Origin of the sequence: Massilia yuzhufengensis, assembly GCF_900112225.1 — a bacterium.
Classification (GTDB): Bacteria; Pseudomonadota; Gammaproteobacteria; order Burkholderiales; family Burkholderiaceae_D; genus Telluria; species Telluria yuzhufengensis.
This window is the reverse complement of record NZ_FOLD01000024.1, coordinates 23210-35773: the sequence shown is the minus strand read 5'-3', so window position 1 is coordinate 35773 and position 12564 is coordinate 23210. Positions and strand designations below refer to the sequence as shown.

Sequence of the window (12564 nt, the reverse complement as noted above, 5' to 3'; positions counted from 1 at the left end):
TAGCAATTAGGCTTTATCATTACGGGCTCATTATAAAGATGTCGGCAAATTCGCGCCCGAAGGGGCGAAAACCAAGGCGCAACCCCAAGAAAAAACCAATGGCATTTATCAAAAAACTCCTGGTCACCGGCGCCATCGTGTCGGTGGCCGCGATCGCCGGATTCTCGTACTGGGCCAAAAGCCCGCTGACCACCGGCGCACCAGTCATCGAGTTCTCCATCAACCCGGGCAGCGGCGTCGGCGCGGCGGCGCAGCAGATGGCCGCGGCCGGGGTGCCGGTCAACAAGCACTTGTTCAACATCCTGGCGCGCGTCACCGGCCAGGCCGGCAAGATCAAGGCCGGCAGTTACGAGCTCAAGCCGAATACCTCACCCCGGCGCCTGTTGACCCAGCTGGTGCGCGGCGAGTTCGCGCAGGAAACCGTCACCATCATCGAAGGCTGGACTTTCCGCCAGATGCGTGCCGCGCTGGCCGGCCACGACCGCCTGCGCCACGACACCGTCAAGCTCACCGACCAGGAGCTGATGGCGAAGATCTCCAAGGAATACACGTCGCCGGAAGGCCTGTTCTTCCCGGATACGTATTTGTTCGCCAAGGGCTCATCCGAACTGGACATCTACCGCAAGGCCCACCAGGCCATGCTGGCCCACCTGAAGGCGGCCTGGGACGGGCGCGACACCAGCCTGCCGTACAAGAATCCGTACGAGGCGCTGATCATGGCCTCGATCATCGAGAAGGAAACCGGGCAGAAGAGCGAGCGCACCATGATCGCCGGCGTGTTCGTGAACCGCCTGCGCACCGGCATGCTGCTGCAGACCGACCCGACCGTCATCTACGGCATGGGCGAGCGCTTCGTGGGCCAGATCCGCAAGAAGGATCTGGAGACCGACACGCCGTACAATACCTATACCCGCGCCGGCCTGCCGCCGACGCCGATTTCGCTGCCGGGCGTGCAGTCGCTGGCCGCCGCGCTGGCGCCGGCCACCACCCAGGCGCTGTATTTCGTCTCGCGCGGCGACGGCACCAGCCAGTTTTCGGACAACCTGAACGACCACAACCGGGCAGTGAACCAGTACCAGCGACGGATCAATCAATGACACATAGCAGTACCGTAACAGGCAAGTTCATGACGTTCGAGGGGATCGACGGCGCCGGCAAGTCGACCCACATTGGTTTTGTCACCGATTTCCTCGCCGCGCGCGGCAAGGACGTCGTGTCGTCGCGCGAGCCGGGCGGCACGCCGCTGGGCGAGAAGCTGCGCGAGTTGCTGCTGCACGAGAAGATGCACCTGGAAACCGAGGCCTTGCTGATGTTCGCCAGCCGCCGCGAGCATATCGCCCAAGTCATCGCGCCCAACCTCGCCGCCGGCAAGTGGGTGCTGTCGGACCGGTTTACCGACGCCAGCTTCGCCTACCAGAGCGGCGGGCGGGGCCTGGACCGTGCAAAGATGGAAGCGCTGGAACAGTGGGTGCATCCGGCGCTGCAGCCGGACCTGACCCTCCTGTTCGACGTGCCCCTGGAAGTGGCCAGGCAGCGGTTGGACGCCACCCGCACGCTCGACAAGTTCGAGCGCGAGCAGGCGGATTTCTTTGAAAAATGCCGCCATGAATACCTGCGCCGCGCCGCGCAATTCCCCGAGCGCATCGTGGTGATCGATTCGACCCAGAGCATCGAGGCGATCCGGGTGCGGCTGGCACAAGTGTTGGAGAAATTGTTGTGACGATGTACCCCTGGCAGCAGGCCGCCTGGTCCCAGCTGCAGTTGATGCGCGAGCGCATGCCGCACGCGATCCTGTTCCACGGTCCGCAAGGCGTGGGCAAGGCCGATTTCATCGAGGCCTTTGCGCAGGCGCTGCTGTGCGAAAACGTGCGGCCGGACGGCCACGCCTGCGAAGCCTGCGCGTCCTGCGGCTGGTTCGCCCAGCACAACCATCCGGACTACCGCCGCGTGCGCCCGGAAGCGCTCGAGGACGAACCCGCGGGCGACGGCGAAGAAGGCGCCGACACCGGCGGCAAATCGAAATCGACCAAGGCGCCGTCGAAAGAGATCAAGATCGAGCAGATCCGCGCGCTGTCCGACTTCATGAATATTTCCACCCATCGGCAAGGGCTGCGGGTGGTGGTGCTGTATCCGGCCGAGGCGCTCAATATGCCGGCCTCGAACGCGCTGCTGAAAACCCTGGAGGAACCGCCGCCGGGCACCGTGTTCCTGCTGTCCTCCAACAGCCTGGACCGCCTGCTGCCGACCATCCTGTCGCGCTGCCGCAAGTTCGCGCTGCCGATGCCATCGCACGCGGAAGCGCTGGCGTGGCTGCAGGCCCAGGGCGTGCTTGACGCCGACAGCTGGCTGCGCGAGCAGGGCGGGGCGCCGCTGGCGGCACTCAGGGAAGCGGAAAGCGGCAGCCGCGACGACCTGGACGCGCTGCTGCATTTCCTCGCCAACCCGGCCGTCGACAGCGCGCTGCGCACCGCCGACAAGCTGTCCAAGTCGGCGTTGCCGGCGCTGGTGTCCTGGCAGCAGCGCTGGCTGTACGACCTGTTTTCGGTGAAATTGTCGGGCAAGATACGCTACTATCCGCGCTACCAGAAGGAGCTTGCGGCGCTGGCTGCGCGGGTCCACACTGCCAGCTTGAACCGGGCGATCAAGGGCGCCAGCGATCGGCGCGCCGTGGCGGACCACCCGTTGTCGGCAAAATTGTTTGTCGAAGACATGTTGCTTGAGTACACTTCGTGCTGCACATAAAAGGAGCCCGATGAACGCCACCCCGCTAGAGCCGAACGCACCGCAAGCCCCGCGGCCGTCCGTGCTGTCGCTGGCGATCAAGGAAAAGGCTGCGCTGTACGCGGCCTACATGCCTTTCCTGAAAAATGGCGGCATGTTCGTGCCGACCAACAAGCCCTACAAGATCGGCGACGAGATCTACCTGATCCTCTCGCTGATGGACGACCCGAATAAATTCCCGATCGCCGGCAAGGTGGCCTGGATCACTCCCGCGGGCGCACAAAACAACAAGGCGCAGGGCATCGGCGTGCACTTCCCGGCCGACGAAGCCGGGCAGCGCGCCAAGCTGCGCATCGAAGAGATCCTCGGCGCCGCGCTGCGTTCGGCGCGCGCGACCCATACCCTGTAATCTTAATTTCGCTAATCTATTGCTGAGTTAGATTAGCTGCGCTTAACTATTTCCCTCCCTATGCCGTCCTACGTCCACCGCCTTGCCACCCGCGCCGACCTGCCGGTCATCGTCGACATCTACAACTCCACCGTCGCTTCGCGCGAAGTCACTGCCGATACGGCGCCGATCACGGTCGCATCGCGCGAACAGTGGTTTGCCGACCATACGCCGGAGCGGCGCCCGCTGTGGGTGATCCATGCGGCGGACGATGCGAGTGCGCAGCCGGAAGTGCTGGGGTGGCTGTCGTATTCGAATTTCTACGGGCGTCCGGCGTATTCGGGGACGGCCGAGGTGTCGATCTATATCGCTGAAAGCGCGCGCGGCAAGGGGCTGGGGCGCTACTGCCTGGAACTGGCGATGGCGTATGCGCCGAATGTGCAGGTGCATACCCTGCTGGGCTTCATCTTCGGCCACAACGCAGCGAGCCTGGCGCTGTTCGGGAAGTATGGGTTCGAGAAGTGGGCGCATTTTCCGAAAGTGGCGAACCTGGATGGGATCGAGCGGGATTTGATTATTCTCGGCAAGCGGGTGGCTTAAACTTTCGGCCCGCTGCCCCAGAGTCGTCGTACCGGCGCAGGCGGGGACAATGCCACTGGCATTGTCCCCCCCAAGTTCGTAGCGCATCAACTGCGGTTGCGCTAGTGGAGCGCCAAAAAAACTGGGTACCGGCCTTCGCCGGTACGACGGTTTTTGATCTGGTGGTGCAAGGACGCGCCGCTGTAAGGCGTGCATCCCAAGTCCACAAGATCCCTCGGTTACAATACCGCCATGTTTATCGACTCCCATTGCCACATCAATTTCCCGGAGCTGGCTGTCCGGATGCCCGAGATCCTGGCCAAGATGGCCGAGAACGGGGTGACCCACGCCCTGTGCGTCTCGGTCGACCTGCCGGACTTCCCGCAGGTGCTGGCCCTGGCCGAGCAGTACCCGCACATTTTCGCCTCGGTCGGCGTGCACCCCGACTATGAAGACACTCCCGAACCGACCGTGCAGCAGCTGGTCGAGCTGTCGAAGCACCCGAAGATCGTCGCCATCGGCGAAACGGGCCTGGACTACTACCGCCTCGAGGGCGACCTGGAGTGGCAGCGCGAGCGCTTCCGTACCCATATCCGGGCTTCGCGCGAAACCCGCAAGCCCCTGATCATCCACACCCGCGCCGCCAGCGACGACACCATCCGCATCATGAAGGAAGAGGGCGCCGGGACCGAGGCGGGCGGGGTTGCCGGAGTGATGCACTGCTTCACCGAATCCCTGGCGGTGGCCCAGGCCGCGATGGAGCAGGGCTTTTATATTTCCTTTTCCGGCATCGTGACCTTCAAGAGCGCCAAGGAACTGCAGGAAGTGGCCAGGGCAGTGCCGCTCGAGCGCATGCTGATCGAGACCGATTCGCCCTACCTGGCGCCGGTGCCCTTCCGCGGCCGCATGAACGAGCCGGGCTACGTGGCCCACGTGGGCGAATACATCGCCACCCTCAAGGGCGTGTCGCTGCGCGAGGTCGCGGCCCGGACCAGCGAGAATTTCTTCAACCTGTTCCAGAGCGCCAGGGCCTAGCCGATGCCAGTGTCCCGCCGCGCCATTGTCCGCAGCTGCCTGCTGGCAGCCGCCCTGCATGCTGGCTTCGCCGCGGCGGCCACGCCCGCCCAGCTGGCGGAATTCTTCCGGGCCGTGCAGCTCGATAATGCCGGCGCGGTACAGGAGCTGGTCGGCAAGACGGTCAATGCCAACGAAGTCAACCCGATCGGCGGCGAGCCGGCCCTGGTGATCGCCGTGCGCGAGGGGTCGATGCGGGTGTTCGACGCACTGCTGGCCCATCCCGGCACCGACCTCGAGGCCAGCGCCATGAACGGCAACACGGCGCTGATGATGGCCGCCTATAAGCGCAACAAGCGCGCCGCCGTCGCGCTGCTGGACAAGGGCGCGAAGGTAAACCGCGCCGGCTGGACGCCGCTGCACTACGCCGCCGCCAGTGGCGACGCGGACATCGCCGCGCTGCTGATCGCGCGCCAGGCCCGGCTGGACGCGGCGTCGCCGCGCGAGAGCGGCGCCTATACGCCCTTGATGATGGCGGCGCGCGAAGGCCAGCTGGCCGTCGTGCGGCTGCTGCTGGAGAAGGGCGCCAGGGCGGGGCTGACGAATACCGAAGGCCTCACGGCCGCCCGGATCGCCGAAAGGGGCGGCCACACCGCGATCGCTGAGGCAATTTCCGCAGTCAGCCAGTGAACGATGTGACATTGCCGCCCGGAACTGGACGGTAAACACCCCGCAGCTCGGCGCATGGGCAGCATGTGTCCTTGGCCATAATGTCCTCACGGTACACATGTACGACGAGGATAACCATGCTGAACGAACGCGAAATCGAAAGCTGCTACCTGGGGCAGTTCATTCCAGTCCACTACCATCACAATATGCTGATGGACCAGAACCGGATGCACAGCTTCAAGTCTGCCATCCACTATGCTGTCCGCCCCGGCGCCAAGGTGCTGGAACTGGGCGGCGGCACCGGCGTGCTGTCTTTCTTTGCCGCGCAGGCGGCCGACAAGGTCTACTGCGTCGAGTTCAATCCCGACATGGTGCGCGAGGCGCGCAAGTTCCTCGCCATTAATCCGAACGGCCACAAGGTCGAGGTGATCCACGCCGACGCCTTCGACTACCTGCCGCCGGAGCCGGTGGACGTCGTCATCTGCGAGATGATCCACGTGGCCATGCTGCGTGAAAAGCAGGTCGAAGTGATCGAATCGTTCAAGCGCCGCTACCTGGCCAAGTTCGGCGGCCCGCTGCCGGTCTTCCTCCCGGAAGCCGTGATCATGGCGGCCCAGCCGGTGTCGCAGGAATACGATTTCGAAGGCTTCCACGCCCCGATCGTGCAGTTCCAGGAAACCAATGTGATCTACCCGGGCACGGTCGAGCTGGCCCAACCGGCCGTGTACAGCCTGATCGACTTCAGCCAGCCGGTGGACAGCGTGTTCGCCTGGGAAGGCGGGATCGCGGTCGAGAAGAGCGGCACCATGAACGCGATGCGCTTCATCACCAAGAACGTGCTGGCCATCGTGCAGGAAGAAGCGAACACGATCGACTGGCTGAACCACTACATGACCTTGCCGCTGGCCCAGCCGGTGAAGGTCGAAGCCGGTGACTTGCTGCATGTCGCGTTCCAGTACCGCGCGGGCGGCTCGATTCCGTCGCTGCAGGCGTCGATTCGGGCGCAGGTGGTGAATCAACGGGTGACGGAGCAGGTGGCGGCGTTCGCGTAAGCTGCGGGGTTGCTTGCTAAATTGGGTCCCGGCCTTCGCCGGGACGACGTGCCAGGGTAGGTGGCCGAGTGGGATTGCAGCGTTTTTCCCCTACCCTCAAACCGTCGCTCCCGCGCAGGCGGGAGCCTAATTTATGTTGCGCACCCGCTAACGGCTCACCCGCCAATATCCCCCATCCACCCCGCCTTTCCCCCCGTCTGTCGCACACCGTTTGCCCCCATCCACCCCGCGCCTTAACCTGCTCTTGCCCCAACAATTCAAAGGAGCGAGAACAATGTTAGGTTTCCTGCTATGGTTGCTGCTGCTGTTCCTGTGCTGGCCCATTGCCCTGGTGGCACTGGTGCTGTATCCGCTGGTCTGGCTGCTCCTGCTGCCGTTCCGGCTGCTCGGCATCGGTGTCGAGGCGGTCTTCGAGCTGCTGCGCGCGATCGTGATGTTGCCGGCCCGGATACTCGGGGCGTCGCCGAATCGCTGAGCTCGACTGAGTGTGGGTCAATTAACAGACGACAGCGCTTGAATCTTCTACTGTGGAACTGCCCGCTTTCATTGTGAAAGTGGGCTTTGACTTTGAGGAAACGACTATGCGCCTGGATATTTACCGCCGATCAGAGAGCGACGGCAAGCTGTCCTACCTGGCAGTGCCTGAAGCACGCAACATCCCTGAAGAAGCTACCAACACCGACTGGGAAATCGAAGTCCGTGCCATCGAGGTAGAGGACGACGCCCAACAGTTGCCCGATTACGACATCAGCAACGTCACCGGGCAGATCGACGAAAAGGGGTATGCGATCACCTCGGTCCAGCACTGAGTTTCCGACCGCCCGGCGCCATGCCGGGCACGCGCGCCGGTGGCGCCATCACCGCGTTTCCGGCGCAACATAGTTACTTGGAATAACGACCCGGCCTCCGACGGCTGTCCGGTCGATGTGGTATCCTGCGTCCCTTATCAGGCAAGCCAGCCATGCTGGGATGGAGGACGCGATGAAATGGATTGTGGTCGGTTTTTACTTCTTGTCGATCCTGCACATCCACTTCCGCGGCCGCGTGCGCCTGCCTTTCCGGCGCCAGCTGTTCGACCACTCGTCGTTCATGGCTCCAATCAATATCTTCATGCACAAGTTGTCGCGGGTCCCGAGCACGCCTTTCATCCCGGTGAGCGAGTTCCCGGAGCTGGCGCGCCTGCAGGAAAACTGGCCGATCATCCGCGCCGAAGCCGAGAGCATGCTCGCGCTCAAGAAAATCAAGGCTGCCGAGCAAAATGACGACGCCGGTTTCAATTCCTTCTTCAAGAATGGCTGGAAGCGTTTCTACCTGAAGTGGTACGACGCCAGCCACCCCTCGGCCGAGCGCCTGTGCCCGCAAACCTATGCGCTGCTGCAGTCGATTCCCTCGGTGAAGGCGGCGATGTTCGCCGAGCTGCCGCCGGGCGGCAAGCTCAATCCGCACCGCGACCCGTTCGCCGGCTCGATGCGCTACCACCTGGGCCTGGCCACGCCGAACGACGACCGCTGCTTCATCGACGTCGACGGCGAGCGCCACAGCTGGCGCGACGGCCAGGGCGTCGTGTTTGACGAAACCTATATTCACTGGGCGATCAATGGCAGCGAGAGCGACCGCATCATCCTGTTCTGCGATGTCGAGCGCCCGATGCGCTACCGCTGGGCCGGCGCCTTCAACCGCTGGTTCGGCCGCACCGTGATGACGGCCGCCGCCTCGCCCAACGAAACCGGCGACCAGGTCGGCCTGGTCAGCAAGCTGTTCCGCATCTCCTTCTACATGGGCCAGTACCGCCGCCGCCTCAAGGCCTGGAACAAGACCGCCTATAACGTCGTGCGCGTGTTGCTGGTGGTGGCCCTGGGCGCCTTCATCTACTGGATCTGAGCTCCTTGCACCAACCCTGACTTCTGGCGAGTGCCGCAAAAATCCCGATTGCAGCATACTGGGATTTTTGACAATCACGACAGGAGGAAGGCATGGCGAAAGTCCTGGTGCTGTACTACTCGACGTACGGCCACATCGAAACCATGGCCAAGGCGGTAGCCGAAGGCGCACGCGCCGCCGGCGCTACCGTGGACCTGAAGCGGGTACCGGAAACGGTGCCTGAAGAGGTTGCCAAGGGCGCCCACTTCAAGCGGCAGCAGGATGCGCCCGTCGCCACCCCAAATGAGCTGGCCGACTACGACGCCATCATCATCGGCGCGCCCACGCGCTACGGCCGCATGCCGGGCCAGATGGCTGCTTTCCTCGACCAGACCGGCGGCCTGTGGGCGCGCGGCGCCCTCAACGGCAAGGTGGGCGGCGCATTCACGTCCACCGCGACCCAGCACGGCGGCCAGGAAACCACGCAGTTCTCGATCATCACCAACCTGCTGCACTTTGGCATGATCGTGGTCGGCCTGCCGTACAGCTATGCGCCGCAGATGTCGCTCGACGAGATCGTGGGCGGTAGTCCCTACGGCGCCTCGACCATCGCGGGCGGGCAAGGGCAGCGCCAGCCGAGCGAGATCGAACTGGGCGGCGCCCGCCACCAGGGCGAATTGATCGCCCGCACGGCGAACAAGCTGTTCGGCTAGGCAAGCGGGGCGGGCCGCCGCCGGCAGGATGCGTGGAAGTTTGCTATCGTTGCTGGTCCTTCAACCGAACAGTTGACCAACAGGACCATCATGACCGATCTCTCCGCTTTCGACATCACCGCCAAGTGGCCCGCCCGGCATCCCGATCGCCTCCAGCTGTATTCGCTGCCCACGCCCAATGGCGTCAAGGCCTCGATCATGCTGGAGGAAACCGGGCTGCCCTACGAAGTGCACAAGGTCAGTTTCGAGACCAATGACCAGCTGTCGCCGGCCTTCCTGTCGCTCAACCCGAACAACAAGATCCCGGCCATCATCGATCCCGACGGCCCGGGCGGCAAGCCGCTGGCCCTGTTCGAATCGGGCGCCATCCTGCTCTATTTGGCCGAGAAAACCGGCAAGTTCCTGCCCGCCGATCCGGCCCAGCGCTACCAGGTGATCCAGTGGGTGATGTTCCAGATGGGCGGCATCGGCCCGATGTTCGGCCAGCTCGGCTTCTTCCACAAGTTCGCCGGCAAGGACTACGAGGACAAGCGCCCGCGCGACCGCTACGTGAGCGAAGCGAAGCGCCTGCTCGGCGTGCTCGAGCACCAGCTGTCGCAACATGCGTGGATCGCGGGCGAGGACTACTCGATCGCCGACATCGCCACCTTCCCCTGGGTGAACGGCCTGCTCGGTTTCTACGACGCGGGGGAGCTGGTCGGGATCGACGGGTTTCCCCACGTGACGGCCGCGCTGGAACGCTTCCGCCAGCGTCCGGCCGTTGCGGCAGGCCTGAAGATCCCGGCCTGAGCGCTGTGACTAGCGGCGGCGGCGCGCCAGGATGGCGAGCAGGCCGGCGCCGGCCAGCCACAGCGAGCCCGGTTCCGGGATCGGCGTCGGCGCGGTCGGGTCGTCGGCCGGCGTAGCCGGTAGTTCGGGTGGCTTCACCACTGGATCGGGAATTGGCAGCTCGCCTGGTGCGCCGTCCTTGGACGGGGTAGTCCCGCCCGCCGGCGGCTGCGTCGCGGGCGGCTGTGTTGCCGGCGGCTGCGTGACAGGGAAATGCTCCGAATTTCCGCCGCCGCCAGCCTGGTTGCCCGGAAGCGACACAGGATCGCGGCCCGGCAGTGGCAGCGGCAGCGGAAGCGGCAGCGGCAGCTGCACGGGTGTCGGCAGCGGCGCCGATGACGGCGGGATGCCCGGCATCGGGGCGGCTGGCGTTGCTACCGGCGGCGATCCTGGCGATGGGGCGTCCGGCGTCGTTCCCGGCGACGGCAAACCCGGGCTGGTATCCGGCAAGCCGGCGCCAGGCGCAGGCGGAGTAGCGCTGGCCGGAGGCTGGCTTGTGGATGGCAGGCCGTTGCCAGGCTGCGCTACAGGGACGGTAGCGCCTGGCGCCGCGGGAGCAGGGCCGGCGGGCGTCCCGGGCAAGGCGGGGTCGCCGCTACTGCTGTTGCCGGAGTTGCCGGCCTGGTTCGGCAGCGGGGCCGGGGTGGCGCCAACCGGTGCGGTCGCGCCGGGAACGGGACGGGTGCCGGTCGTACTCGACGACTTGCCCGACACCGAGCCGCCGTTCGCGACACGACCCATGCCTGCTGCCGTGCCGGACGCGGATCCAAACGCGTGTCCGCCGCCGCCACTGCCGACTGCCGCGCTGCCGCCGGAGGCGCCACCGGCGCCGCCGCTGCCTGCGGCGTGCAGGAAGCCACCGGCGCGCCCACCGTCGGCGTCGCCAGGCATGCCAAGGGAGACATTTTCCATGCCGCCGTCCGCATCCGCACCGGCCACTTCCTGCAGCTCCGATGAATCGAGTTCCTCGGTACTGGGGGCGTGCGCTTCCACCGGCAGCTGCGGGGTGTCCGAAATCCGGTTGGCGCAGCGCGCCCGCACTTCGTGGCTGCCGTCGCTCAGCAGGGTCTCGCCCTGGGCCAGCATGACTTTCTTGGCGGTCCAGTAGACCTTGTCGCCCTTGCGGTAGGACACGTGGACGGCGCGCGGCGTGGTGACGGTCGCTTCACGCGCCTTGTCGACATTGAATTCGGCATAGTGCGCAGCGACAACCTTGTCGGTGCGGATCACGCGGGCCAGCTCGGATGCGCCGGACACGCCGCCCGGCACGATCGAATACGGATAGACGCGGCGCAGGGACGATGCTTGCGCGGGCGCGGCGGGCGTAGCGGACGCCGGCGTGGCCGGGAGGGCGCTGAGCAAGGAATCGGCGTCCGGCGAGAGCGTGATGCTGCCATACAGGACCACGCAAGCCGCCACCGACGCGGCGAGTGCAAGGGCCACCCGCCGTTGCAGGCGTGTGCGCTGGTTGAGGCGCCGCGTATAGGGGTAAGTGCGGTCCATGGTGAGGGCCCAAGTAGGAGAGTTCCTACAGGTTAGGCCATTTCCAGTGGTAAATCTACATTTCTTTGCGAAAATTGACGATTCTGTTGTGAATACCCCAATATTTTGTGCACCCCAAGTATTGTCGCGCTGTCCATTACTGTCCAACCGGCGCTGTGACGCGCTGCACAGAGTGTGTTGATGCGCGCCGAATAGGATAAACTGTCGGCTCAATGCCAATTCATCAACAGAAGGATGGGGACTATGCGATTACTTTTCGGAACCGGTAAAAACCTTGCGTGCGCAGTCGCGGCATCGGTGATTTCGTTCAGCGCGTTTGCGCAAGCCTGGCCGAGTTCCACGGTGACAGTGGTCGTGCCGTGGCCACCGGGCGGACCCTCGGACATCGCGGCGCGCCCGATGGCCAAGGGCCTGACCCAGGCCCTCGGCCAGACGTTCGTGATCGACAACCGCGCCGGCGGCGGCGGCAACATCGGTTCGGCCGCGGTCACGCGCGCCAAGCCGGACGGCAACACGCTCCTGATCACGTCCAGCGCACCGATCGTGATCAACCCGAGCCTGTACAAGAACATGAACTTCGACCCGCTCACCGATCTCGCGCCGGTCACCAACCTGCTGCGCGTGCCGCTGGTGCTGGTGGCTCACCCGTCGGTGCCGGCCAAGAACCTCAAGGAGCTGATGGCCTATATCCAGACCAAGAAGGGCTCGTTCTCCTACGGCTCCTCGGGCAACGGCACCCCGCAGCATCTGACCAGCGAACTGTTCGCCAGCGTCACCAAGCTCGAGATGACCCACGTGCCATATAAAGGGTCGGCGCCGGCGATTTCCGATCTGCTGGGCGGCCACATCCCGATCATGTTCGACAGCACCATCGCGATCATGCCGCATATTAAGAGCGGCAAGGTCAAGCCTATCGCCATCTCCAGCGCCAAGCGCTCGCCGCTGCTGCCGGACGTGCCGACCTTCGCCGAAGCGGGCCTGCCGGCGATCGAATCCTACGCCTGGTACGGTTTCTTCGCCCCCGCCAAGACCCCGAAAGACGTGCTGGCCAAGATCAACGCGGAAGCGATCAAGGTCATGAAGGGTCCGGAGTTCCAGAAGGTGCTGCACGACACCGGCTCGGATTTCGTGGGCGACACGCCTGAGAACTTCGGCAAGTTCGTGAAGTCGGAATCGGAGCGCTGGTCCAAGGTCGTCAAGCAAAGCGGCGCGACGGTCGACTGAGTGCGCTGCCTGC

Annotated in this window: 15 protein-coding genes; 14 read left to right on the top strand and 1 reads right to left on the bottom strand. The window is 64.7% G+C overall.

What is annotated here, in order from left to right:
- Positions 1-98: 98 nt before the first annotated feature.
- The 13 genes from mltG to BM031_RS17960 all read left to right on the top strand — a co-directional run bounded on the left by mltG (position 99) and on the right by BM031_RS17960 (position 9785).
- Positions 99-1097, top strand: coding sequence for an endolytic transglycosylase MltG (gene mltG, locus BM031_RS18020; protein WP_091875954.1), 999 nt, complete (start codon positions 99-101; stop codon positions 1095-1097).
- On the top strand, positions 1094-1720 hold the full coding sequence (tmk, locus tag BM031_RS18015; protein ID WP_091875953.1) for a dTMP kinase: 627 nt from the start codon (positions 1094-1096) through the stop codon (positions 1718-1720). Before mltG ends, tmk begins: the two co-directional genes overlap by 4 nt.
- A 2-nt stretch (positions 1721-1722) precedes the next feature.
- The gene (locus tag BM031_RS18010; protein ID WP_091875952.1) at positions 1723-2742 is read left to right on the top strand and encodes a DNA polymerase III subunit delta'; all 1020 of its coding nucleotides are present in this window, start codon (positions 1723-1725) and stop codon (positions 2740-2742) included.
- A 10-nt stretch (positions 2743-2752) separates the two neighbouring features.
- Positions 2753-3130: a PilZ domain-containing protein gene (locus BM031_RS18005; RefSeq protein WP_091875951.1), complete on the top strand. Its 378-nt coding sequence runs from the start codon at positions 2753-2755 to the stop codon at positions 3128-3130.
- Positions 3131-3190: 60 nt separating this feature from the next.
- Complete coding sequence (locus BM031_RS18000; RefSeq protein WP_091875950.1) at positions 3191-3709, top strand: GNAT family N-acetyltransferase; 519 nt, start codon at positions 3191-3193, stop codon at positions 3707-3709.
- 231 nt (positions 3710-3940) lie between these two features.
- Positions 3941-4723 (top strand): TatD family hydrolase, encoded by a 783-nt coding sequence (locus tag BM031_RS17995; protein WP_091875949.1) that lies wholly within the window; start codon positions 3941-3943, stop codon positions 4721-4723.
- Positions 4724-4726: 3 nt separating this feature from the next.
- Complete coding sequence (locus BM031_RS17990; RefSeq protein ID WP_091875948.1) at positions 4727-5392, top strand: ankyrin repeat domain-containing protein; 666 nt, start codon at positions 4727-4729, stop codon at positions 5390-5392.
- Positions 5393-5508: 116 nt separating this feature from the next.
- A complete protein-coding gene (locus BM031_RS17985; protein WP_091875947.1) occupies positions 5509-6423 on the top strand; it encodes a class I SAM-dependent methyltransferase in 915 nt (304 codons plus the stop codon).
- Positions 6424-6697: 274 nt separating this feature from the next.
- Positions 6698-6898 (top strand): hypothetical protein, encoded by a 201-nt coding sequence (locus BM031_RS17980; RefSeq protein WP_091875946.1) that lies wholly within the window; start codon positions 6698-6700, stop codon positions 6896-6898.
- A gap of 106 nt (positions 6899-7004) precedes the next feature.
- A complete protein-coding gene (locus BM031_RS17975) occupies positions 7005-7232 on the top strand; it encodes a DUF6139 family protein (protein ID WP_091875998.1) in 228 nt (75 codons plus the stop codon).
- 172 nt (positions 7233-7404) lie between these two features.
- A complete protein-coding gene (gene lpxO, locus BM031_RS17970; RefSeq protein WP_091875997.1) occupies positions 7405-8304 on the top strand; it encodes a lipid A hydroxylase LpxO in 900 nt (299 codons plus the stop codon).
- Between the two features lie 92 nt (positions 8305-8396).
- On the top strand, positions 8397-8996 hold the full coding sequence (gene wrbA, locus BM031_RS17965) for an NAD(P)H:quinone oxidoreductase (RefSeq protein WP_091875945.1): 600 nt from the start codon (positions 8397-8399) through the stop codon (positions 8994-8996).
- A gap of 90 nt (positions 8997-9086) precedes the next feature.
- On the top strand, positions 9087-9785 hold the full coding sequence (locus BM031_RS17960; protein ID WP_091875944.1) for a glutathione S-transferase N-terminal domain-containing protein: 699 nt from the start codon (positions 9087-9089) through the stop codon (positions 9783-9785).
- Positions 9786-9794: 9 nt separating this feature from the next.
- Here the strand turns inward: BM031_RS17960 and BM031_RS17955 are convergent, their stop codons facing one another.
- Complete coding sequence (locus tag BM031_RS17955) at positions 9795-11327, bottom strand: PEP-CTERM sorting domain-containing protein (protein WP_091875943.1); 1533 nt, start codon at positions 11325-11327, stop codon at positions 9795-9797.
- A gap of 297 nt (positions 11328-11624) precedes the next feature.
- On the opposite strand from BM031_RS17955, the gene BM031_RS17950 reads away from it, so the two are divergent.
- Positions 11625-12551, top strand: coding sequence for a Bug family tripartite tricarboxylate transporter substrate binding protein (locus BM031_RS17950; protein WP_229409009.1), 927 nt, complete (start codon positions 11625-11627; stop codon positions 12549-12551).
- The last annotated feature ends 13 nt before the right edge of the window (positions 12552-12564 follow it).

What these genes read in the sequence shown, in the direction of transcription:
- BM031_RS17975 (WP_091875998.1), top strand. Translation starts at nt 7,005, where the DNA reads ATGCGCCTGGATATTTACCGCCGATCAGAGAGCGACGGCAAGCTGTCC.
- lpxO (WP_091875997.1), top strand. Translation starts at nt 7,405, where the DNA reads ATGAAATGGATTGTGGTCGGTTTTTACTTCTTGTCGATCCTGCACATC.
- BM031_RS18005 (WP_091875951.1), top strand. Translation starts at nt 2,753, where the DNA reads ATGAACGCCACCCCGCTAGAGCCGAACGCACCGCAAGCCCCGCGGCCG.
- BM031_RS17955 (WP_091875943.1), bottom strand. Translation starts at nt 11,327, where the DNA reads ATGGACCGCACTTACCCCTATACGCGGCGCCTCAACCAGCGCACACGC.
- wrbA (WP_091875945.1), top strand. Translation starts at nt 8,397, where the DNA reads ATGGCGAAAGTCCTGGTGCTGTACTACTCGACGTACGGCCACATCGAA.
- BM031_RS17980 (WP_091875946.1), top strand. Translation starts at nt 6,698, where the DNA reads ATGTTAGGTTTCCTGCTATGGTTGCTGCTGCTGTTCCTGTGCTGGCCC.
- BM031_RS17995 (WP_091875949.1), top strand. Translation starts at nt 3,941, where the DNA reads ATGTTTATCGACTCCCATTGCCACATCAATTTCCCGGAGCTGGCTGTC.
- BM031_RS17960 (WP_091875944.1), top strand. Translation starts at nt 9,087, where the DNA reads ATGACCGATCTCTCCGCTTTCGACATCACCGCCAAGTGGCCCGCCCGG.
- BM031_RS17985 (WP_091875947.1), top strand. Translation starts at nt 5,509, where the DNA reads ATGCTGAACGAACGCGAAATCGAAAGCTGCTACCTGGGGCAGTTCATT.
- BM031_RS18000 (WP_091875950.1), top strand. Translation starts at nt 3,191, where the DNA reads ATGCCGTCCTACGTCCACCGCCTTGCCACCCGCGCCGACCTGCCGGTC.
- tmk (WP_091875953.1), top strand. Translation starts at nt 1,094, where the DNA reads ATGACACATAGCAGTACCGTAACAGGCAAGTTCATGACGTTCGAGGGG.
- mltG (WP_091875954.1), top strand. Translation starts at nt 99, where the DNA reads ATGGCATTTATCAAAAAACTCCTGGTCACCGGCGCCATCGTGTCGGTG.
- BM031_RS17990 (WP_091875948.1), top strand. Translation starts at nt 4,727, where the DNA reads ATGCCAGTGTCCCGCCGCGCCATTGTCCGCAGCTGCCTGCTGGCAGCC.
- BM031_RS18010 (WP_091875952.1), top strand. Translation starts at nt 1,723, where the DNA reads ATGTACCCCTGGCAGCAGGCCGCCTGGTCCCAGCTGCAGTTGATGCGC.